We start from the raw sequence: 22,010 nt of genomic DNA on the forward strand, positions 1-22,010 counted from the left end.
ATCGTGCCCCAATTAAAAAGGAGGGCGCTGCCAGTCGACGATCATTGCCTTGATATGGCTTCCATCAACATCAGCGCTCCGCAATGACTGGACTATTCTAACCGGTTGCCTGGATCGTCCGGATATCGACGGTCAAACCGGTGCCCGTCGGCATCGAATCACTGCGCAGGCGAAAAAAAGGCCGACCAGGAAAAGTCGGCCCGAACGTTCCGGCAAACCGGGGAGGTTTCGCCAGAACCTGAGAGAGTCATGATTATCGCATGGCGGACGGACGCGCATTGCTCAGGACTGCGTGGCTTGCGGGTACGACATCCAGTCCCGCACACGATTTGGCGTGCCGCGGCCACACGATACAATCGAGCCCATCGTCGACGCCGGCCAGCCTAGCCGGCAATGTCACGCGCATTCGTCCACCGGCGGGAGTCGCCACACGAAAACCACCAAACCGCGAACGCCCGTCTGGCGGCCGATCCGCCTCTTGCCACTCATGTTCGAGTTGTTCGGCGCACAGTTGATGGAGGCGCAGATCACGTGCGACAAACTTGGGCAATGCAGGTCACGGCCGCATGCCATGAACGACGTGGCGCTCGCGCGCGCCAGGTGTTCGATGAGCAGCGGGATCTCTTGCCGTTTCAGCGCGAGCAGATTCAGCGCTGGCAGGTGGAAGCGACGACGCCGGAGCAGCGCGAAATGCTCGCGCATCTGACGGCCCGCGCGGACCAACTGTCAGCGCTGCAGGGCGAGATTCTTGCGCTGGTTGACGAACTGTCGCAGGGCACGATCGACCGAATCATGGATATAAGCGATGCCGAGCTCGCCGCAGCGGTGCTGTCGGGACGCCTCGATTTGCCGAAGCGCTGATCGCCTGGCCGTAGCCGCCACGGGTAAAGGCGAGAGGGAACGAATATATGGCCATCGCCGTTCCCTCTCTGGGCACCGTGAAAAAATAACCATGCCGATGACGATGCCCGCAACCAGCGTCCCCACACTGAACCCGGATCCCGGTTGCTCGGCTTCGCGTTGTCGGCGTCGGAGCTCGAGGCGACGCTCGTGCTCGGCATAGATCTTTTGCCGTCGTGCCGCTTCGGCACTGGTCGCCCTTACTTCGTCGCAATAGCGATCGAAGCCGACGACGTAGATCCGTGCCGCGGCGCGCGCGCAGGATCGGGGCGTCGTGGAGACGGTCTGTGTCGACTCGACATGATGATCTCTCACCAGGTCCTCAATGGACCTTGGGTATCTTCGTGAAGCCACGGAAAATCCGCGCGATCCAACGTTGCCATCCTCGCTAATGCGTGATCTGATCACCGGCCCGGCGAGCCGGGAACCGCGCGCGGCCAGCGTCTTCGACGATTCGGTGTGGATGCATGGTGCGAGTTCTCGCGTGGAATGCGCTCACTGCTCGGCCGCCCGCTCGAGCTCGTCGCATTCGCCGAAGAAATCCTGCTTCCCGGGCAGCGGCGCCGGCGGCCGGCGTGCCGCACGCGGCCGCGGAAGACCCGCGCGCTTCAATGTGCGCGCGATCGCCTGCAGCTGAGCCCATAACTGGTCCGTGTCGGCCGCCACCTCAAGTGCCCTGACGAGCGACTCGAACTGCGCGGGTGCGCCGGCGAGCACTGGGCGAGCCTGCGTGCGCGCCTGGCTTTCCTGGTAGACCGCGAGCCAGCGCGCGAGCGCCTTGCGCTCGTCGCGGGTCAACGCGTCGAGTAGCGCAGGCGGTATCGGTTCATCGGCGCGAAACGTGCCGAGCACGTGTTCGCGCCGGCGCCACCGGGGCGGGGCTGCTTGGGAGGCTCGACGCGCAGCACCTTGATGAGGTTTCTCTGTTCTCGAATGAGCATCGACTCGTCTCTGATTTCACACGATCACGCCAAAGCATGGCGCAACCGCGTGTCGCGAACGACCGCGACACGCGGCACATACCTGTCCAGTCTCGCGGCCGAGGCCGCGAGAAGGGGCGCTCGCCGCGCGGCGAGCCGGTGCTGTCTCAACTTTCCGCATACCGCCAGTCCCCTGAGCTCGCCGTCCCAAACGCGACCGTAGCCCACCGGCGGGCGCGTTCAAGGGTGCGCTTCGCCGGCCGCGGCACCCGTTCGGTGCTCGCCCTTCGGGCTTGCGCTCCGCATGCGGCTTTGCGTCTGCCCATGAACGCGCCCGCCGGCAGGCTCCTTCAGTCGCGGGACGACGAACTCAGGGGACTGGCGGCAGCAGTTCTGCCGAAGTCCAGGCAGCACCGGCACAACCCCTACGTGGGGACTCGGAATCTTGGGTCCCGGTCGGCCTGAAATGCACCCCAACCGCAGATGGAGGTCACGATGGAAACGAACCGACTGCACCATTGGATAGTAGTCCTGCAATGTGCGTACATGGAATACACGTACACGCCGTGGGATGGACGGAACTACTACCGACGCACTGTCGCTTACGACCATGTCGTCTGGTGTTGACGGACACCGGCGAATTCCCGAACGACTCGCATCGAACCTGAATCTTCAACGGAGACAACCATGCAACTCGCAACCAAGTTTGGCTACAACGCCCCGATCCTTCGCTCGAACACGCCGCTGGACGACGAGCAAATCCGCCGCGTCGCGCCGTCGATCTTTGCGGCCGACAAGCACGACTCTCGGTCCGACCGCTACACGTACATCCCGACCATCGAGCTCCTGACGAAGTTGCGCGCCGAAGGGTTTCAGCCCTTCATGGTTTGCCAGACCCGCGTGCGCGTCGACGCGAAGCGCGAACACACGAAGCACATGCTTCGACTGCGTCACGCGACGCAGGTGGCGTCGGCCGAAACGCCCGAAATCATCCTGCTGAACTCGCACGACGGGTCGAGCAGCTACCAGATGCTGGCGGGCTACTTCCGCTTCGTTTGCCAGAACGGCCTCGTGTTCGGCGACAAGAAGCACGATATCCGCGTGCCGCACAAGGGCGACGTCGTCGACCACGTCGTCAACGGCGCACACGAGGTACTTGACGGTTTCGACTTGATCCGCGAATGCAAGGACAAGATGCAGGCCGTGCAGCTCGATCAGGGGGAGCAGTTGGCTTTCGCGCGCGCGGCGCTTGCGGTTCGCTATGACGTGACCGACGCGCCCGCGCCGATCACCGAGGAACAGCTGCTACGTGCCCGCCGCTCCGAAGACCAGCGCTCCGATCTCTGGACCACGTTCCAGCGGGTGCAGGAGAACGTGATCAAAGGTGGTCTGCAGGGCCGCACGAAAGCCGGTCGCCGGATGTCGACGCGCAGCGTCACCGGTATCGATCAAGACCTGCGTCTGAATCGCGCTATGTGGGTGCTCGCGGAAGAGATGCGCAAACTTAAGGGCTAACCCGAAAGCGCCGGCGGTCACCGCCGGCACCCTCGCCTGACATCGTCCCGTTCACTATCATTCGAGGTCCATCATGTCCCACCGCATTGCAGATCGCCGTACTCACATCTCCGAACCCGTCCGCGCGCGGGCCAGTTCGGACGTAGCCACCCATCCCGCCGTGCTGGCAGACACGCTGACGCTCGTCGAAACCACGCAGCTGGTGCACACGGTGTTGCGCGAAGCTCTCCCCGCAACGTCGTTCGTGGTGTCCGCCGCGCTGAAGGAGCACGGCACTCAGCTAACGATCGGCTGGACCGACGGCCCGCGCGACCGGCAGGTGGCTCGACTCGTGATGCCGCTGCAGGCCACGCGTCTGGCCGACGGCGGCAGGGTCGAGCGTGTCGAACACTTCATGCTGGCTTCGACTGGGTGGCAGACGGTCCGCCTCGCTGCAGATCGGATCGCGCTGAGGCGACAGTTTAGCGATCGCGCGGTTGAGCAGGCGCTTGCGTGCCTCGCTTTGCGCTACGCGGATCATCTGGCACCGGACGTTCGCGCCAAGATGACTGTCGGCGAATATCGCTCCGGCCACCTGCAGTTGCTCGAGGTGATCGGTGTCCATCGGATAGGCAACTGTCGATCGGGATCCAACGTCCACGTGGACGTTGAGACAATGCTCGCCGAAATGACCAACACTCGCGGCTTTCCCCGGTCGGCCACGGCTTCGCGCCTGTTCGTACGGCGCGATGTCCACTGACGGAGCGCCTGCCGCAAGCGGCCGATGCGCCTCTCGTCCTCTCGCGAGCGGTCGGCCACCATGGTCCGGCTGCCCGCGCCCGATCCGGACTGCAAAATGAAACAGCCCTTCCTGAACATGCCGAACCTGCATCGCACGGTCGATCGCGCGCACGCGAGGCTCGTTGCGACTGGCGCGGCGATCGCTGCCGATTGCGGCCTGACGCCCTGCGGCATGGTGAGCTGGAGCAACGGTCGATGGGGCACCGAATGTGTCGAGTTGACTGTGTACCGGCCGATGCACGGTGGCGGCGAACGCTACGCGGTGACGCGGTTCTTTGACGGATGCTACGCGTCGGTCGCGTGCGCGCTGCCTGAACACGCCGCGCGTGCGCTTTTGGCGACGACGCGTGCGGAATTCGAGCGGATCGGTGCCGGCATTGAGTCCCACCGTGCCGACGATCCGGCCGGCGCGATCGCCGATGACCCGGAAGCAGTGTCGATCGCGCTGCTCTCGACGGATGTCTACGCGCAACGCCGCGACGAGCGCGTCGAGGCGAAGCAACTGCCGCTGTTCTGAAGCCGGCGCCGCCTGTCCCAGCCCTGCTCATTTCGGGCAATTTCGCGCGGCGGCCGCTCTCGCGGCCGCGCTGACGGAATCGCGATCGCGCCGCGCGGTCGGCGGTCGCCGCGGCGCTCATGACCGGGACGCAGCGCCTCCGGTCCGCGACCTCCCGCGGGAGCGTCCACACCCGCCTGCATCCCATTGCCGTCGACCTTTGAACCCGGAGCCCACGTTCGCCCGCCGTGTCCTGGCGGCCGGACCGCTTTGCCGTGCGCGACGAGCGTCGCACGGCGCCTCGCTCCTGCAAGGGGCTTTCGCGGCATATCCTTGCGCGCGGGGGCGCGCTGCGGTATTCCACGCTCCCCTTGCCCGCCATTCCCCGGCGGGCGCTCGCCAGCTCCGGGTAGCACGGTATGCGAGCCACATCGTTCCGGCGGTGCTCCGGCTGCCCTCCATCTCAACTCTGAGGAGCTGACCGTGAGCTATTTGTACAACGGCGACTGCCTGGTCGCCATGCCCCAACTCGCCCCCGAATCCGTCGACTGCATAGTGACGGACCCGCCCTATCTCGTGAATTTCCGCGACCGATCCGGCCGCTCGATCGCGAACGACGTCAACGACGGCTGGCTCGCGCCGGCGTTCGCCGAAATGTTCCGGGTGCTGAAGCGCGACGCGGTGTGCATTTCGTTCTACGGCTGGAACAAGGTCGACCTGTTTTTCGACGCCTGGAAGGCCGCCGGCTTTCGTGTCGCTGGCCACTTCGTGTTTACGAAGTCCTACGCGTCGAAGGCCGGCCTCGTGAAGTACCAGCACGAATCGGCCTACTTGCTCGCCAAGGGTCGGCCCGCGGCGCCGGCCGAGCCGATCGCCGACGTCATGCCGTTTCCGTACAGCGGCAATCGCCACCATCCGACCGAAAAACCGGTCCCCGCACTGCGCACACTGATTGCCGCCTTCACGCAGCCGGGCGAAACCGTGCTTGATCCGTTCGCGGGATCCGGTTCGACCTGCGTTGCCGCGCGCGAGCTCGGCCGCCGGTATATCGGCATCGAACTGGACGCGACGTATTTTGCGGCCGCCAAGGCGCGCCTGACGGCGCCGGCCCAGGCCGCCGCATGACCCTTACCTCACATTTCACACTGGATACCATCATGGGACTCAAGATCACCGCCTATTGCGGCCTGACCGAAATCGACGAACCGCGCTTCGACCTCAACGGCGACCCGCTCGACCCGTTCGCCGTGCGTTTCTACGGCATGCCGCATTTTCCTGACCACGCCGACGGCATCAGTACGGGGCTGTTCTACCGGTATATGAACTCCTACGAGTTTCACGCCGGCAGCTACGTGGTCTTCCACATCTGGCGCGAGCAGTTGGCGAAGCTCGCGGGCTACCCGGCGATCGCATTGCCTGGTCGCCGCGGCGTGTGGCACGAGAACGGCGCGATCGCCGCCGGTGCCGGCCCGTTCTACGAGCTGATCTACTTCTTGGCCACGGTGGGCACGATCGGGCCGCGACTGTCCCGCAAGCTCGCGGACGACTTCAGCCGCTTCATGCATGCGGTTGACGCCGCGGAGGACGGCACCTTTGCGCTGCTTTACCGCAACTGGTTTCAGGCCTTCATGCTCGCGCGTCTGAGCGGCGCCGTGCAATTCCACTGACCCGACCGAACCGGCCGGCCGCTCGCTGCGGCCGGCACGACAGGAGAACAGCATGCCCCGATATTTGATCGATGCGATTCTGACCGCAATCGTCGAGAACGCCTTCGGTCCCGAGATGCTGGACGTGTGGGACACCGAAGCGGAGATCGAAATCCTGCCGGCTTCGCTTCGTTATGCCTTGCTGGAAGCGTTTCAGGCTGGCCAGTGCGCACGGAGATAACCCATCCACGGGCGCCGGCGTCGCCGGCGCCCTGCCACCAACGAGGCTCCCATCATGACGAAGGACGAACTCGAAGCATTGCTCGAACGCATTGCGTTCGAACATCTCGGGCCGGACACCCTGGAAACGCGCCATCGCGATTCGCTCGATTTCCACGATTGCTCGGTCTGGAGCATCCGCGACGCGTTGATCGCGGCGTTCGAGGCCGGCGTCGTGCACGGTCGTTGGCTGGCGATTTCGACGAACTGACGCGCGGTCGCCGGCCGAATGTTCCACGACCCGCCCGGCCCGGCGGGCCTGGGTGGCCGCTGGAACGCGGTTGCCCGTCCCTGTACGGCGGAATGTTCCACTGCCGCCGGGCAAGCCCCAGCCGCCGGCATCAAGCGGCCGGCGTGGGCATGGATGCATCGCCCCAGTTCAAGGCGAACGATCCGCACCGTTCCTTTCGTCCAGCCGGCGCACGGCACCTTGCGCGCCGGAATCACAGGCTGTCCGCTCCTGGGGCTCGTCCGCCGCTGGCGCCCGGCCCCGGCGCTGGCCGCCCCGCCAGCCGCGCACGTGAACGTGCGCGGAGTTCGCGCTCGGGCCGCGCATGCGGCCCGGCGCCGGCGACGTCCGGGCTTCGGTAGCTGTCCCCGCGTTCCAGCCACCGCCGTCGGCGCATCAGCTGCCATCGGGCCGCCTCATCCCGACGCATAGTGCGGTCCGCCGTCGCCGCAAGGGTTCGCGTTGCCGCGCACCGCGCCCGGTCGCCGGGCCTTGCGGCCGCGGCGCTGCGGCCTTGTGCGCGCCCTTGCAGCGCCTGCGCACCCGCACTCCCGATGCGTCGAGGCGGCTCCGAATGGCAGCATTTTCCACCCCGACGTAAAGGAGGCTTGTATGAGCGCAGTGACCACCGAGATCCCGGCCCTCGCCCACGACGCGGGCGTTCCCCCCGCACCCCCCGAGGCTCACCGAACGGCAGACGACACGCGAGACATTCCGCTCAAACGGCTCGTCGCGTCCCCTTACAACGTGCGGCGCGTGCCACCCACCGGCATCAAGGAACTTGCGTTCAATATCTGGCACAGCGGCGGGTTGCTCCAAAACCTCGTCGTTCATGCGATGAAGGTCGGTTCTAGGAAGGCGCAGAAGTTCGGCGTCGCGGCAGGAGAGCGCCGCCGTCTCGCGCTCGTCTACCTGCTCGAACACGATTACATCGCTGACGACTATCCGGTACGCTGCCTCGTCGTGCCGGTCAAGGATGCCGTGTTGCTGTCGGCGACCGAGAACGAGATGCGCGAGCCGATGCACCCGGCCGACGCCTGCGACGCGTACCGGATTCTGGTCGAATCCGGACGATCAATCGAGGACATCGCCGGGCTGTACGGCGTGCACACGAAAACCGTGCAACGCCGCCTGAAGCTTGCGCGCGTGTCGCCGAAGCTGGCCGACCTGTTTCGCGCGGGCGAGATCAAGCTGGACCAGATGCAGGCGCTCGCGCTGTCGGACAGCCACGACGAGCAGGAGGCCGCGTGGTTCGAGGCCGAGCCGTACAACCGCGACGCCCACACGATCCGCCGTCGCTTTGTGCGCGACGAACAGTCGTTCGTCAGCAACCGCGTTGCAAAATTCGTCGGCGTCGAGGCGTTCGAAGCGGCGGGCGGCGCCGTACGGCGCGATCTGTTCTCCGCGACCGAGGACGCGTGGTATCGCGACCACGCGCTGATGCTACGCATCGCGACCGAACAACTGGAAGCCATCGGCGCGCCGGTGTTGGCCGAAGGCTGGGCGTGGGTGAAGGCGTTGCCGGAATGCCATCACGTTACACGGTCACAATTCGCCCCCCTCATGGCGCGTCGTGCGGAACCCTGCGACGAGGCGGCGAAGGAACTGGTGGAGATCGAACAGCGCCTTGCCGAGATCGCCACGCAACTGGAAGCCGACGACACGGACGATAAGACCTACGAACGGTTGGTCGCGGAAGAGGACGCGCTGACGTTGCGATCGGATGAGATCGAAGAATCGTTGCTCGTCTATCATCCGGACGATATGGCGCGCGCCGGGGCGATCGTCACGCTCGATTCTGACGGCGAGCCGGTGGTCGAGCGCGGGCTCGTCACGCGGGAACCGGCCGACACCGCCGCTCACGATGACGACGACAGAGACAGCGGGAACGGCGGCGGCGATTCGTCGGTCGGTCACGCCGTGCATGTCGCTGCGTCGGATGCGAAGCTCGCGAAGGGGCCGCATTCCGAAAGGCTGACACTACGCCTGAATGCGCGTCGCACGGCGGCTGTCGCCGCCGCGCTCGCGAAGCAGCCACACGTCGCGCTGGCCGCGCTCGTGCACCGACTGATGGCGGGTGACTACGGCCACAGTACCGAAGGAAGCGCGCTGGACGTGACGTTCCGCGAACAGTCCTACAACCTCACGAAGCACGCGCCGGAACTGGATGATGACCTCGCCCATGCGGCGCACCTCGCACAGCGTCGCGTGTGGGCTGGCGTGATCCCGAACAACAGCGACGCGCTGCTGCGCTGGCTGATCGAGCAGACCGACGAGCGCTTGCTGCTCATCCTCGCGCAGTACGTCGCATCGAGTGTCGATGGCGTGTCCGCCAACGAGCGGCCGCACGCGATCAACGCACTGATTCCGGCTCTCGGCCTGAACCTCGCGAACGTATGGCAACCGACGAAGGCGTCGTACTTTAATCACGTCTCGAAGCAGCGGATTGTGGAGATCGTCAGCGTGGTCGTGTCACCCGCCGAGGGGGTGAGGCTGGCGAAGCTCACGAAGGCGGATGCGGCGACCGAGGCCGAACGCCTGATGGCGGGGCGCGGCTGGCTGCCGGAGCATTTCGCGAATCCGGAGGCGTTAAGCGTCGAACTGTGGGATCGGCGGCAGGAAGCGGATCCCACCGAAGCCGACGGCGAGGACGCGGAGGAACGCGACAGCGATGCCGATGGTGCTGCCGATCGTGACGCCGACGCTGACGACGACCGACCGTATTAGACCGTGCAGGTGCCGACTCCGTAGCTGAGTCGGCTGAAACGCTCCGCTGCGCCCCGCTCGCCAGTTTGTGGGAGCGGGGCTTTGTTCGTGCCGATAGCTCATGCGGGTCGCTTCCGTTTGCGTTGGCGCGTACCTGCGCATGCTCTCCCGTAAAGGCTCACCGATGTCTCCGCACGCGGGCGTCGGCCTGCAACGTGTCCTGGTGGTCGATCCGTAGTCCGTTGTCTTGGGCGTCTCCCTTCGCTGCGCTCCGGGCCGGGCCGTGCTGTCGTGCTACGCGTCGAGCCTCGCTGCGCGAGTCTCGCCCCTTCGGGCTTCCATCCCTGACTCCGCGCCGTGCCGGCGCTGCGCGCTCCGCTTGCCCGGCCTGACGGCCGCCATTCGGCGCCCGGCTTGCGCCGGGCGAAGGGACGCGGCGCCGCGAGCAGCCCCGCGTCGTGTGGCCGGATCGGCCGGGGACAGCCGTGTTTGCGCTCCATCCTTTCGCGCCGGGTTAAGCGCGTGGACCTGCCTTTCGGCGCCGCCTCTTTTCGACGCATAGCGGAGCGTGCCAGGCGCGCAAGGGACTTTCGCGGCATATCCTCGCCCGCCAACTGCGCGGGCTGCGGTATTCCACGGTTCCCTTGCACCCCCGTCCCGCCCCGCTAAAAGCGCGTCGAGGCGGCTCCGAAAGGCAGATCCACAACCCGACACGAAAGGACGGAACCATGAGCGCAAACACCCCCGACCAATCCAGCCACACCCACAACGCGGGCGTTCCCCCCGCACCCCCCGAGGCCCACCAAAAGGCAGGTGTCCCGCGTCGGAACAACCTGTTGCGCCGGATCGCTGCCTATTGGCTCGCGTGCGATGCCAATGCCGATATCCGCGTGATGCACCGCTGGCGTCGTGAGGACGACGACGTCCGCGCAGTCCGTCTCGAAACCGCGATAGCGGGCCAAGTCAAGCGCGTGACCCTGTACCGCCATGCCCCCGGCGCATGGTCCCCGATGCCCCTTTAAGGAGAACCGCCATGTTCAGAACTACGACGGCCACCGCCTCCTACCTGCTGCTGATGCTGCGCCCCGTCGCGGTCGACCGACCAGCAGCGAATGACTCCCGTCCGCTCCCGAGCTTTTCGGACGCGCTTGAGATTCGTGTCGCATGGGCTCTCTACACGTCTGCGCAAATCGGAGGGGCTTGCAACGCAGACGGCCTTTTCGACGAGGCGACGTCGGGTGCGTACGACATGGGCTTCGATGCCTACCCGAACGTGCCGATGCCGGAGTTTTTCACGGCCGAACCGCGTCTCGCCGCGAGCTGGCAAGACGGATTTGCTGCAGCAAGGTCCGCACATCAGATGCCCGACGACATTCTCTAAACGAGCCTCGTCGCCGGTCCCAGTGACCGGCGAAATCTCCTCTTCACCGATTGGAGCACGTCATGAATCCCACCCAGATCGCAGGCAAGCTGGTCCACAGCGACCACCCGAACAAGTGGCAAGTGATTGGCGGCACCCTGTCCGCGAGCGAAATGCTGGCGGCAGTCGAATACGTGTGGCAGCACCACGGCAGCGCCCTGATTTTCGCGGGCGCGTACTTCTATGTCGAGCCGCTGATGAAGATCAAGCGCACGATTGACGACCTGATCGCGAAGGCTCGCGAACTGTCCGCCGATCAGCATGGAATGGACGTCTGCAACCGTCTCGGCTTTTCGCTGGGCAGGCTGCAGTCGGGGCTTTGGTTCACGGGAGACGCCATCGACCTTTGGGCGCTGTTCGATCTCGCCCCGGCGCTGAAGTGGGACGACGGCATCCAGCATGTCGTTGCCGGCTATGCCAGCAGCGTCCACGCGCGCGCGCACACCGTGCAGGACAACGCGCGACTGGTCGAGCGTGAGGCGCTCGTCGCGCGACTGGAATCGTACATGCGCGCGACTCGTGCGTATCTCCGGGTTGCCGACGCCGATCATATCTCGCGTCGTACGCTGATCCTTGCGGCATGCAGCGCATGGGGCGAGGTGCGCAGCGCGCTGGCAGCAGCGAACGGCGAGGTGTCGGCGCGTGTCGAACAGTGCGCCGAAGATGCCTGCACGCTCGCCAACCGGGTCGGCGCGATGCCGGGAATCCCGCGCGACATGCCGGAACAATTCGAAGGTCAGCCGGTCCTGATGCAGGCGTGGAGCGATGGTGGTGCCGGATTGCCGCCTGACACCATCACCCGCGACATGCTGCAGCACGAATTCGACAGGATCCGCGCCGACCTGACACTGCAGAACGCCTGACCCATATCGGGATTTCGACCGCGCGCGCCAGTCACGGCGCGCTCTCTGGAGAGCGTCATGATTGCCGTCACCGCAATGGTTCGCATCGAGCAAATCGAGGCCGCGATCAACGTCTGGCGTGAACGCCGTCCCACACCGGAGACACCGAACGCGTGCCCCACGTTGTGTGCCGAGGCGCGCGCGCTGGCGGATGTCTACGCGCTGATGATCTATCGTAAAGACGCGGCGATCGACGCCAGCATCCTGACGACTGCCCAAACCGCCGCGCTGCAGGACGCGCATGTGCAACTCACCTGAGGACGCCACCATGCCGGCATATACGTATCACGAAGCGTGCGACTGGATCGTGACCCGCGCGGAAGCCGAGGCCGAAATCGCGAAGCACGACGCCGAAGGCGGATTTGCCGCGTTTCTCGCGGAAGTCGGCGAGTCGGCGACCGCGAAGAATACGAGGGCAAAGAGGTGCTCGACTGGCTCGGCTATTCGAGCCGATACGCAGGATCCTGTGATCTACCCGACCAGCTCGGGCGTGCAGGTTTTTGACGTCACCGGTGTACCGACCGCCGACATCGAGCAGCCGCTATTCGTGCGTGACCTGTGCGGCCGGACGTTCGCGGAAATCCCACCGGACGGAGCGTAGACGCTGAACAGCCTCATCGCGCAACTGAATGAGCCGCGCGTGCGCGAATGCGTCTCGGCCGCCGGTGGCGCCGACGCATATCTCGGGGCGTTCTGGATCGGTGGCACCGAAGTCTGACGACGCACGGACTCACGCAGACGTACGTCCCCTTCGGCCGCCCTACGGCCGTAGGCGGCATGCGGGCGCTTGCGGATCGCGGTGGCGTCGCGGGCGGCCGGGTGCTCGCGGCTGCGCCGCAATCACCCGGCCGCCCGCGACCGATACGTTGTCCAGTTTGCGCGGCGCGCAAATGAAACAGGGCAGTCTCGCTCAGCGCAAAATCCGCGCTTCGCCAGACTGCCCCAACACTTACACCGCCGGTGCGTCTGCCGGTTCGCTTTGTGCCAGCGGCTTGCTCACCTCGTGCTCCTGCGGCTTCACACCCAACGCGCGCTTGATCGCGTCGATCTTCTCTTTCCATCGCGCAGCCGGGATCTCGTCCAGCCCTTCCGACCGTAGCAGCTCGAGCACCGCCTTCTGATTCCGCTCACGATCCTTACGGATCTGTTCGCGTTGCTCGTCCTGCAACCGCTTCAGCCTCGCGGCCGCCTTCGCGATCTCCTCATCCAGCGATCGCGGCTTGCGCGCCGGTTTTTCCAATAGCTCACTCATCTCAGGTCACTCCGTTTCGCGGTATCGGCCCTCGCCGCGCATTTTACCGCTCGCGCGCCGCACGCGAACACTGTCCAGTTGCCCGCTGGCGGGCAACACCGATCGAGCGCGGCAACCGTCTGCCGCACTCGATACCCCCGCGCGATCCACATACCCACCGCGCCCCGCGCTCACCCCGCCGTTGCCCACACTCCCGTGTGGACAACGGCGCGCGGCGAACGGCCACGTGATCAGTGCGGATCACGGCCGTCCGGTCGGCACCGTGGATATGTGGATCGCGCGAAATTCAGCCACTTCGGCCGCGCCATCGCGCGTCCGAATTTCCATGCTGGCCCGCCATCCGTCTTGCGGGCCAGCCGCGTCGCGCGGGCCGGATTTCCACTCGCTCCCGCCAAGTGGAAATCCGGCCCGCGCGAACATCACTCCAGTTTGCGGAATGCACGCATTCCGCAAATGTTCGATCCTCCGCCCGACACCATCGTCGAGCGGATACGCCGATCGTCCACGGTCGCCCGAATTTATCCCGATGCCGCATTGACCACAAATCCACCGCGCCCCGCGCCCACCCCGGAGTTGCCCACCCTCATGCGTGGACAACTCCGCGCGGCGAACGGCTCTGTGATCTCTCTCGATCACGGCCGTTCGTCCGGCGCCGTGGATGTATGGACAACGCTCATTGGTCCACCTGCGCCTCACCTGCTGCTCACCTTTCACCAACTTCCACCGCCGCGCCGAATCTGCAATTTCCGTGCTGCTTCCGCTCGCTGCGTTCCTGCGCAGGTTGCACTGATCTGCTCCACTTCGTTCCGAGGCCGGACGCCGAAAATCCACCCGCCTCGCTACGATCCGGCTCCTCGCAGTTCCACCCGTATGCGTCGCTCCCTTGAGCGGGAGACGGCGCACTTCTCGGGTGAAATCTGCGCTGCTCCGGAAATGCCTGAAGTGATGAACGCTACGAGCTCTACAGGGAGCGGGGAAATCCCCGCCCCCTTTCAAGCTCGTCACACACCATGCAACGTTGTTGCGGTGTGTCGCGCCTTGCGGCGCGACGGTTCGGCGTGTCAGACACCTACGCGATTTAGCGCCGACAGGATGGGATCGCAGCGGCGCCACACTCGCACGTGGCCGGCTATTGCGAGTCAGACAAAAGCGCAGAAAAAGCACATGATTCGGATGTCTAATGAATTGGGTGAAACGATGGAAGCCATGACAATATTGCGCTGCGGCGTCAGACAGGCGCGCGATATTTGTCTGACACCCAGTGGCGAAAAGGCAGCTCATTCGCAAGCCTGCTATGGTTCTCTCGCGTGTGACAAAGCGATACTCAGTTCGAGCGGAGAATTCGAAATCACCCGGAAAAGCATGTCGGCATTGGGATGCGATGTCAGACACCGGAATGCCCCGTGTATGACAAATCACGGACATCACTTTGAATTCAAAGGTTTTCTTGCGACTCGCCAAGGGCCGTGGTAACGTCGCATCACAAAATGCTGTCGTGAGGGCTGTAATCGAGCGATGTTCCGCACGTGAGTCGAGGTTTTTGCCCGACTTTTCGTGCACGCGCTCTTTTCATTCCGGGTACATCCCATGCCTTTACGAAGAAAAGCATCTGGCGTCGAAACCGGTCGCGTCAGTTTCCGGGACGCTCCCGAAACCGTCCGGTTTTACAAGAAGCAAGCGCAGGCCCGGGGCATCTCATTTTCCGAATATGCACGACGGCTCGCGGAGCGCGGCGCCTTCACCGAATCGATCGAGTCGCTGATCAAGTCGGTTGACGCGTGCACGGCACGCGCGCAGAGCGTCGTCGATGCGGCCAATGCGCTTGCCAAACCTACCGCGGCTGGTTCCGCCAGCGTGTTGTCCCAAGATCTGGCTCGCGCGATCTTTCACTGCCAGTTTCTGCTCGACGAGATCGTCATGCGCAACGATATGTCCGCAACGATTCGGGCCAAGGATGCGGCGGAGCGGTTGGCGGCCGAGCTGCTCAGGGGCATGCGATGAAGCCCGAGAGCAATCCGGGCGTCGGCCACCATTTCAGCACCGGTTCCGAAATATGGATGCACCGCCTCGCCCTCATTTTGGTGGCAGTGCGCAATATCATCCTGGCGAGCCTCGCGGCCGGCCTCATCGTCGGTGCGCTCTATTTATGGTTGTTTGCACCGCATGGGTTTTGGCCGGATCTCGCGGACAACGTCCTCGCGCATATTCGCAGCACGTTGTACATGACCGCGGCGCCCATGAATTACAGCCGCGACGGCGTCGTGCTCCCGTTGGCGGTCGACCAGGTCGTCGTCTTGACGGATCCGGTCTGGGGGCACGCTGGGCCCATCGCGCGAAAATTCCTGATCCTCGCGTGCACCGTTGCGATCATCGTCGCGATGCTGATCGGCACCTACTGGTATGAGTTCGGTCGGGCCGCGATGAAGGATACGCAGATGCGGGGCGCGACGCTCGCAACCGGACCGGAGCTCAAACGGTTGCTGGAGAAGGCCGACGACGCAAGTCCCTACCAACTCGCCGGCGTGCCGATGCGGAAAAAATCGGAGACGCTTCATACCATCATCACCGGTGCGCAGGGTACCGGCAAGTCGCAGCAGTTTTTCGCGCTGATGAAGCAGGTCCGCGCGCGCGGCAAGCGCATGATCGTCTATGACCCGTCGGGCGAGTTCACCGCTGCATTCTATCGACCGGGCGTCGATATCATCATGAATCCGTTCGACGACCGCGCGCCGAACTGGAATATCTGGCAGGAGATCGAGGAAGAGTATCACTTCGACAATATGGCCTCCGGCCTGATTCCCAATCCGACCGAAGCGGACCCATTCTGGGCAATGGCCGGACGCGAGGTGTTTCGTGACGTTGTCCAGGTGCTCCAGCGGGAGAACCGGATGACGAACAAGAATCTGTATTCTTCTGTCGCGCTCAACAACCTCGACGGCATCTACCAGTTGCTGCGAAACACAGCGGGCGCATCGTATGTCGATCCGATTACCGAGCGGACCGGCATGTCGTTGAAGATGACAGTCCAGAACCAGTTGTCATCGTTCCGATACCTTCGCGACGACGGTCCGCATTTCTCGATCCGTCGCTGGATCCAGCAGGAAAGCGACTCGTGGATGTTCATCTCGACGCGCGAGGAAATGCGCGAGGCGATCAAGCCGATCCTTTCGCTTTGGGTCGACATAGCGATCAAGGCGGTGCTTGGGCTCGATCCAATTCATCAGGAACGCCTTTGGTTTTCGCTGGATGAGCTGCCGACGCTCCAGAAGCTCGACATCCTCAAGCAGGCACTGACCGGCACGCGGAAATACGGTCTGTGCATGGTACTCGGCGTTCAGGATTTCTCGCAGATCTACGAGGTCTACGGCGTTCACCTGGCGACCACCATCATCTCCGGCTGCCAGACGAAACTGTTACTGCGCGTCACCGATGGCGAAGCGGCAAGAAAGCTCGCGGAGCTGATTGGCGAAGGCGAGATCGAGGAAAAGGACGAATCCGTCAGTTTCGGTCTCAACTCCCAGCGTGACGGTGTGAGCATCGCCAAGCGCCGGCAATTGCGCGACCTCGTGCTGTCGTCGGAGATTCGACGCCTCCCCGACATGACCGGCTATCTCGTCGTGCCGGGCAACTATCCGACTGCGCGCGTTTCCTACGAGTACGTTCCGTCGCCCAAGGTTGTGCCGGCCTTCGTCAAGCGGCGCCCGTTCGGCGAGCTTTTCGCCGGTGGCGGCGCATCGCCTGCGGACGGGCCAACGCCACCGGAGCCGTCATCTGGCTCGCCGGCGACCCCCGAGGACTGGACGACCAAGCCTGAGATCCTCGCCGAACCGGTGCAGTACATCGACCCGGACACCGGTGAAGTAGTGTCGACCGGACGCAGTGCGTGGCAATTCACTCGAATCTGAAATCGCGGAGACCAGCCGATGAACCGACGCCTCTTTCTCGCAGCACTTGCCCTCCCTGCCCTCGCCGCTCCGGGCATCGGGATCGCTCAAACCGCAGCGGGCCTCGACAACCTGCTCTCGCCGGAAATGGCCTTCCGGATGCACTATCTCCAGGTCGCCAAAGGCTACCTGAGCATCGTATTTCGGATCGCTCCCGGCTACCGGCTCTATCGCGACAAGATCAGCGTGACGACGCCAACCCCGACGCGCCTGATCTACAACGTCGTGAAACCGCCCGGCACGATGCATTTCGACGCGACGCTCGGCAAGACCGTCGAGACCTACGATCGCGAAACCCGAGTCGACGTCATCATGACCGAAGGCCGCCCAGTCGATCTCGTCGTCACGATCCAGGGATGCGCCGACGTCGGCGTGTGCTTCCCTCCGCTCGAGCGGCGGATTCATCTCGGCCGGCAGTACGACCCGGTACTTGGGTATTAGGGGAACGCGCCATGTTGAGTTTGCACAACGTCAGCAACGCCGCGCAGGCTCAGACCTATTTCGCGAAAGACAACTACTACACCCAGGACGAGAACGCCGAGCATTCGGCCTGGTTCGGCAAGGGCGCCGCCACACTCGGCCTGTCGGGAAAGGTCACGCCAGCGCAGTTCATGAATCTGCTCGAGGGGCGCGTCGGTGAGCAGCAACTCGGCAAGTGGGTGACCGACGAGAAAACCTGCGAGCGGCGCCAGGAGCACCAGCCGGGAATCGACCTGACGTTCTCGGCGCCCAAGAGCGTCTCGTTGCTTGCCGAGGTCGCCGGCGACAAGGACGTGCGCGCCGCGCATGAGCGGGCCGCCGAGGTTGCGCTCACCTACATCGAGGAGCAGGTCATCCGGACCCGTGCGACCAAGAACGGGGTTACGTCGCTCGAGTACACCGGCAACATGATCGTCGCCATGTTTCGGCACAACACGAGCCGCGATCTGGATCCCCAGACACACACGCACGCGGTGCTGATCAATGCGACGCAGCGCGAAGACGGACAATGGCGGTCGATCGACAACCGCGAGATCTACCAGATCCAGAAACTAGCCGGTGCGATCTACAATGCCGAGCTCGCCGGCGGTCTTCAGCAAATCGGGTACCGCCTGACGAACCCGGACAAGAACGGCAATTTCGAAATTCAGGGCGTCTCCCGCGAGCAGATCGAGCATTTCAGTCAGCGGCGTGCGGCAATGAAGGAGGTGCTCGAAAAGCAAAACACGACGCTCGATGCGGCGAGCGCCGCCGAAAAAGAGCGTGCGGCGCTGGCGACGCGCGACCGAAAGAAGGATGTCGACCACCAGGAATTGCTCGACGATTGGAACGCCCGCGCCGAGGAGCACGATATCGATCTGGACGGATTGCGTGCGGCTACGGCAAAGCGTAAGGAGGACGGGATCGGCATCCCGCAACGTCTCACGGGGCGCGACGCGATGTCGTTCGCCGCGGCGCAACTGATCGAGCGCGAGGTGGCGGTCGACAAGATCGATCTCGTCAAGACCGCCATCGAACACGGGACCGGGCGGGTTGGTGCCCGGGAGGTCCTGAGCGCGTTCGACGATCTCGAGAAGAAAGGCGATCTGATCGCCCTTCCCGATGACAAATACACCACGCGCAAGATGTTCCAGAGCGAGCGCTGGGCGATCGACTTCGTTCGCCAGCAAAAGGACCGCGCACCGATCGTGCTGGATGCCGCGACGGTCACGCAGCGGATCGCCGCGTCCGAGAAGGAACAGCCGTTCCCGTACGCTACGGGGCAGAAAGACGCGATCGTTCTGGCCTTGACGTCGCCGGACCGCTTCGTCGCGGTCCAGGGCCTCGCCGGCACCGGCAAAACGACCATGTTGCGCACCCTGAACGACATCGCGGTCTCGGAAGGCTATGTCGTGCGCGGAATGGCGCCGACCGGCGCCGCTTCCAAGATTATGGTCAAGGAGACCGGAATCGCCGCCGATACTGTCGCGATGTTCCAGATCAAAGAGCGGCAGCTGCAGAAGGACATCGAGTTCGCCAAGCAGTTCGCGCCGGATTTCGTGCGGCGGCCGGAACTGTGGGTCGTCGACGAGTCGTCGTTTCTAGCGCAGCGCCAACTGGCGCAGATCCACAACCTGGCCGAGAAGGCGAACGCGAAGGTGGTCTATTTAGGCGACAAGCTGCAACTGCAGGGAGTGGAAGCCGGCAAGCCGTTCGAACTGGCCCAGGGCCATGGGATCGCAACCGCGCACATGACGGAAATCAACCGTCAAAAGACGCCGCACATGCAGAAGGCCGTCGACATCATTACCGGCCGTAACTTACTCAAGGCGGGCGAGCGGCTGACCGATATCGAGCTGAAGCGCAATCTCCAGTCATTCGACTATCTTGCACGCCAGGGCAAGGTGACCGAGACCGAAGACGTGCTCGGCGATGCGAAAAGCCGTTACTTTGCCATGTCTCCCGAGGAGCGGGCCGCCAGTATCGTCATCACCCCGCTGAACAAGGATCGTGTCTCGCTCAACGACGACATCCGCGCGGAGATGTGGGCACGACGGGAACTCAAGGGGCGCGAGTCCGCCCTAGAAATCCTTGTCTCAAAGGGGTGGACTCGCGCGATGATCAAGGAAGCGCAGTACTACACGCCGGGCGACGTTGTGCGCTTCAACCGCGACTACCAGCAGATCGACGCCAGCAAAGGCGATTATGCGCGGGTCTTGGGTGTGGATCACGAGCTCGGTGTCGTGACGATAGAGAAGCGCGACGGCACCAGACTCGACTGGGAGCCCGCGAAACACAACAAGGTCGAGGTCTACGACAGGGAGCAGCGCCAACTCGCGGTCGGTGACGTGATTCGGCTCACCCGAAACGACGACACGTTCAAGAATGGTGAAACGGCGAAAGTCATCGGGCTGCAGGGCGGGCTCGCGGTGCTGGAGGTTTCGGACAAGGCTGCTACCTCCCACCACCATGTCAATCTCAACACCAGTCAGCACTGGGACCACGCCTATACGTCGACGATCCACGCAGCGCAAGGCGCGTCCAAAGCACAGGTGATCTTCGTGATCAACATGCCGGACATCGACCCGGAGAAGCCCAAGCAGGCAGAGCAGATGCTCGCGGGATTCGCCAAAGTATTCGGCGATCGCAGCTACTATGTCGGCGTGACGCGCGCGTCACGCGACATCGCGATCGTTACGAACGACGTCGGCTTGACCAGGCAGGCCATCACGCAGCAGCAGGACAAGACCACCTCGATCGGGGCGCAGGGCGAGCACGACAGATCTGATGATGTTCAAAGGAAGGAACGGGAGATTTAGATGCACCGAGGCTTGCCAACGACGGTAACGTCTGGTGACGCTCCGGTCCCGGCCTTCAACGTTCTTGCCGACACGCAAGCTCATGACTTGTATCAAGCTGTAGCCAGCGCCTTATTGATCACGGGCGACCCCAGCGCGCTTGCGCGCGTTTAAGCGCGAAACTTGAGCCATATCCGAGCTCACGAGCCAATGTCTTGGCGGAACCTGGACCTGCCTGCAGCAATTCTGCCGCGCGAGCCTTTCGAACTTCGTCGCGGAGCCCGCGAAATGTCACGCCCGACCGCTCGAACTCGCGCTGCATGCCGCGGTGGGATACCCCAAGCCTTTCAGCCAATTCCGTGGAATGCACTCCGCCGTAGCTGTCATGTAACAGTTGCAGCGCCATCGTGACTAGTTGCTCTGGTTTCCACGCTTCAAATTCTCGCTCACGCTGCGCGCATAGGTGCTTTGCGAGTTCGAACTCTATTTCATGCCGGTATCTAAGGCGAGTTTCAAGCTCCTTTCTGGGAAAGATGATAGATGTTTTAGCCGCCTCAAACTCTACATCGCAACCGAGCAATTCGCGATACCGACGAGCGTTTTGCGGTCTTGCGAAATCTAACGTAATCCGCTTGTACGCAGGTTGATAGCCCAGCAGGTCCTCTATCTCGCGCTTGAAAGCCGCGGCGGCCATCCCCGTGTTAAGGGCTCTGAGGTCCGATCGGTATTTGTACCCACTGATCGTGACCACTGCGTCGTCCTCGCCTTCGCCTAACTCAGTATCAAAGTACGAAATCGCCAGCCGTGGAAATGTGTAACCGAGTCGAAGTGCAGCTCCTAGCGTCGGACTGACAAGCATCGCATGTCCGCGGACACCATATGCGGTGACCGGGATCGATTGGCCGATCGTGACGCCAATCGACTCGTCGCCTGTTACCCGAAGGGCATTTGCAAAGACAATCAGCTCCTGCGCATGAGATACGACTAACGCGGGCCGAGAGAGATCCGTTGTCGTTATCCCCGACCCCTGGAGGAGATCCGAAACCGAGTACCCTGCGCGCTCGAGCACGCGAACTGCAATGATGATGGTGTGCAATGGGGCGGGACGCCGGCTTGCGAGATCGACGCCGGAGGTTCGTTGGGCCATTCTTATCGACCCTCGAGTCGTTTCCTGAACACGACTTGAACGCCGTAGGCATCGAAGTCGCCGCGTATCCAGCCTCGACGTTGATAGAAGTGGTCAGCGTTGGATCCTGGATCGGTGACGAGTGTGACTTCTTCAACGCCCTTCGATTTCAGCCAATCGAGGGATCTGTTCAACAACTCGCCACCGATGCCACGTCCATGATAGGTCGGGCGGACAAACAGCGCACCGATCATCGGCACGTCGCCCAATATTGGCAGGCACACGCCAGCTGCCACCCCAGTCGACGAATCCGTGCAGATCCACCCGCCTCCCTGGTCTATTTGAGCGACGAGCAGGCTCCGGTCCAGCAAATGGACTTGATGTGGATAAATACGGTTCTCCCGGACCGAAAATCGTACATCGTAGAAATTTCCGAGATCGCTTTCTACCATGGACCTATATGAAAAGTGGGAAGCACTATCTATTTTCAATGTCGTGATCCATTTATTAATGACAGTTGTCAACGAGCGAGACCTGTGCTCGTCGGTGAATAATACGATATCGCCCTTGCGCTAAAATTGTGCTGGCGCGAAGAGTGTCCATTTTGGCGCAAACTGTGCACTAACGCTATTGCGGTG

General features: G+C 63.5%; 22 protein-coding genes. 18 read left to right on the plus strand and 4 right to left on the minus strand.

All coding sequences use genetic code 11. The features are described 5' to 3' along the window. The first annotated feature begins 549 nt into the window (after positions 1 to 549). Positions 550 to 861: a hypothetical protein gene (locus AQ610_RS18355; RefSeq protein WP_006029246.1), complete on the plus strand. Its 312-nt coding sequence runs from the start codon at positions 550 to 552 to the stop codon at positions 859 to 861. Positions 862 to 1,395: 534 nt separating this feature from the next. On the opposite strand, the gene AQ610_RS18360 is transcribed toward AQ610_RS18355, so the two are convergent. Continuing rightward, a complete protein-coding gene (locus AQ610_RS18360) occupies positions 1,396 to 1,752 on the minus strand; it encodes a hypothetical protein (protein WP_009916532.1) in 357 nt (118 codons plus the stop codon). 755 nt (positions 1,753 to 2,507) lie between these two features. Here AQ610_RS18360 and AQ610_RS18365 point away from each other — a divergent pair. From AQ610_RS18365 to AQ610_RS18415, 13 genes are all read left to right on the plus strand, one after another. Continuing rightward, positions 2,508 to 3,335, plus strand: coding sequence for a DUF932 domain-containing protein (locus AQ610_RS18365; protein WP_006029243.1), 828 nt, complete (start codon positions 2,508 to 2,510; stop codon positions 3,333 to 3,335). A 73-nt stretch (positions 3,336 to 3,408) separates the two neighbouring features. Beyond that, positions 3,409 to 4,074, plus strand: coding sequence for an LPD29 domain-containing protein (locus AQ610_RS18370; protein WP_009916535.1), 666 nt, complete (start codon positions 3,409 to 3,411; stop codon positions 4,072 to 4,074). Between the two features lie 24 nt (positions 4,075 to 4,098). Then, on the plus strand, positions 4,099 to 4,632 hold the full coding sequence (locus AQ610_RS18375; RefSeq protein ID WP_231748976.1) for a hypothetical protein: 534 nt from the start codon (positions 4,099 to 4,101) through the stop codon (positions 4,630 to 4,632). 462 nt (positions 4,633 to 5,094) lie between these two features. Beyond that, entirely contained in the window at positions 5,095 to 5,736 is a 642-nt protein-coding gene (locus AQ610_RS18380; protein WP_009916536.1) for a DNA methyltransferase, read from the plus strand. Between the two features lie 32 nt (positions 5,737 to 5,768). Beyond that, positions 5,769 to 6,278 carry a hypothetical protein gene (locus AQ610_RS18385; RefSeq protein ID WP_006029239.1) on the plus strand — a complete coding sequence of 170 codons (510 nt, stop codon included), beginning with the start codon at positions 5,769 to 5,771 and terminating at the stop codon, positions 6,276 to 6,278. Positions 6,279 to 6,330: 52 nt separating this feature from the next. Continuing rightward, positions 6,331 to 6,498, plus strand: a complete 168-nt coding sequence (locus AQ610_RS36900) for a hypothetical protein (protein WP_009916537.1) — start codon at positions 6,331 to 6,333, stop codon at positions 6,496 to 6,498. Positions 6,499 to 6,552: 54 nt separating this feature from the next. Further along, positions 6,553 to 6,747: a DUF6900 domain-containing protein gene (locus AQ610_RS18390; RefSeq protein ID WP_006029237.1), complete on the plus strand. Its 195-nt coding sequence runs from the start codon at positions 6,553 to 6,555 to the stop codon at positions 6,745 to 6,747. 630 nt (positions 6,748 to 7,377) lie between these two features. Then, positions 7,378 to 9,492 (plus strand): ParB/RepB/Spo0J family partition protein, encoded by a 2,115-nt coding sequence (locus tag AQ610_RS18395; protein WP_043283257.1) that lies wholly within the window; start codon positions 7,378 to 7,380, stop codon positions 9,490 to 9,492. Between the two features lie 707 nt (positions 9,493 to 10,199). Further along, on the plus strand, positions 10,200 to 10,493 hold the full coding sequence (locus AQ610_RS37460) for a hypothetical protein (protein ID WP_231748977.1): 294 nt from the start codon (positions 10,200 to 10,202) through the stop codon (positions 10,491 to 10,493). Positions 10,494 to 10,504: 11 nt separating this feature from the next. Continuing rightward, entirely contained in the window at positions 10,505 to 10,852 is a 348-nt protein-coding gene (locus AQ610_RS18400; RefSeq protein ID WP_009916539.1) for a hypothetical protein, read from the plus strand. Between the two features lie 62 nt (positions 10,853 to 10,914). Further along, the gene (locus AQ610_RS18405; RefSeq protein ID WP_009916540.1) at positions 10,915 to 11,754 is read left to right on the plus strand and encodes a hypothetical protein; all 840 of its coding nucleotides are present in this window, start codon (positions 10,915 to 10,917) and stop codon (positions 11,752 to 11,754) included. Positions 11,755 to 11,811: 57 nt separating this feature from the next. Further along, positions 11,812 to 12,051, plus strand: a complete 240-nt coding sequence (locus tag AQ610_RS18410) for a DUF3717 domain-containing protein (RefSeq protein ID WP_009916541.1) — start codon at positions 11,812 to 11,814, stop codon at positions 12,049 to 12,051. 10 nt (positions 12,052 to 12,061) lie between these two features. Then, positions 12,062 to 12,394, plus strand: coding sequence for a hypothetical protein (locus AQ610_RS18415; protein ID WP_006029234.1), 333 nt, complete (start codon positions 12,062 to 12,064; stop codon positions 12,392 to 12,394). A 348-nt stretch (positions 12,395 to 12,742) separates the two neighbouring features. Here AQ610_RS18415 and AQ610_RS18420 read toward each other — a convergent pair whose 3' ends face one another. Then, complete coding sequence (locus tag AQ610_RS18420; protein WP_045554673.1) at positions 12,743 to 13,045, minus strand: hypothetical protein; 303 nt, start codon at positions 13,043 to 13,045, stop codon at positions 12,743 to 12,745. A gap of 1,554 nt (positions 13,046 to 14,599) precedes the next feature. On the opposite strand from AQ610_RS18420, the gene AQ610_RS18425 reads away from it, so the two are divergent. Genes AQ610_RS18425 through mobF form a run of 4 tightly spaced genes read left to right on the plus strand, consistent with a single transcriptional unit; the run spans position 14,600 to position 20,267 of the window. Beyond that, positions 14,600 to 15,046 carry a hypothetical protein gene (locus tag AQ610_RS18425; RefSeq protein ID WP_009916545.1) on the plus strand — a complete coding sequence of 149 codons (447 nt, stop codon included), beginning with the start codon at positions 14,600 to 14,602 and terminating at the stop codon, positions 15,044 to 15,046. Then, positions 15,043 to 16,950 (plus strand): type IV secretion system DNA-binding domain-containing protein, encoded by a 1,908-nt coding sequence (locus AQ610_RS18430; protein WP_006029231.1) that lies wholly within the window; start codon positions 15,043 to 15,045, stop codon positions 16,948 to 16,950. Before AQ610_RS18425 ends, AQ610_RS18430 begins: the two co-directional genes overlap by 4 nt. Before the next feature lie 18 nt (positions 16,951 to 16,968). Next, positions 16,969 to 17,430, plus strand: a complete 462-nt coding sequence (locus tag AQ610_RS18435) for a protein-disulfide reductase DsbD N-terminal domain-containing protein (protein WP_080595239.1) — start codon at positions 16,969 to 16,971, stop codon at positions 17,428 to 17,430. Between the two features lie 11 nt (positions 17,431 to 17,441). After that, the gene (gene mobF, locus AQ610_RS18440) at positions 17,442 to 20,267 is read left to right on the plus strand and encodes a MobF family relaxase (RefSeq protein WP_009916546.1); all 2,826 of its coding nucleotides are present in this window, start codon (positions 17,442 to 17,444) and stop codon (positions 20,265 to 20,267) included. Between the two features lie 118 nt (positions 20,268 to 20,385). On the opposite strand, the gene AQ610_RS34085 is transcribed toward mobF, so the two are convergent. Then, a complete protein-coding gene (locus tag AQ610_RS34085; protein ID WP_009916547.1) occupies positions 20,386 to 21,393 on the minus strand; it encodes an AraC family transcriptional regulator in 1,008 nt (335 codons plus the stop codon). A gap of 2 nt (positions 21,394 to 21,395) precedes the next feature. Beyond that, entirely contained in the window at positions 21,396 to 21,857 is a 462-nt protein-coding gene (locus AQ610_RS34090; RefSeq protein WP_374189333.1) for a GNAT family N-acetyltransferase, read from the minus strand. Between the last annotated feature and the right edge of the window lie 153 nt (positions 21,858 to 22,010).

This window comes from Burkholderia humptydooensis (assembly GCF_001513745.1).
GTDB lineage: Bacteria > Pseudomonadota > Gammaproteobacteria > Burkholderiales > Burkholderiaceae > Burkholderia > Burkholderia humptydooensis.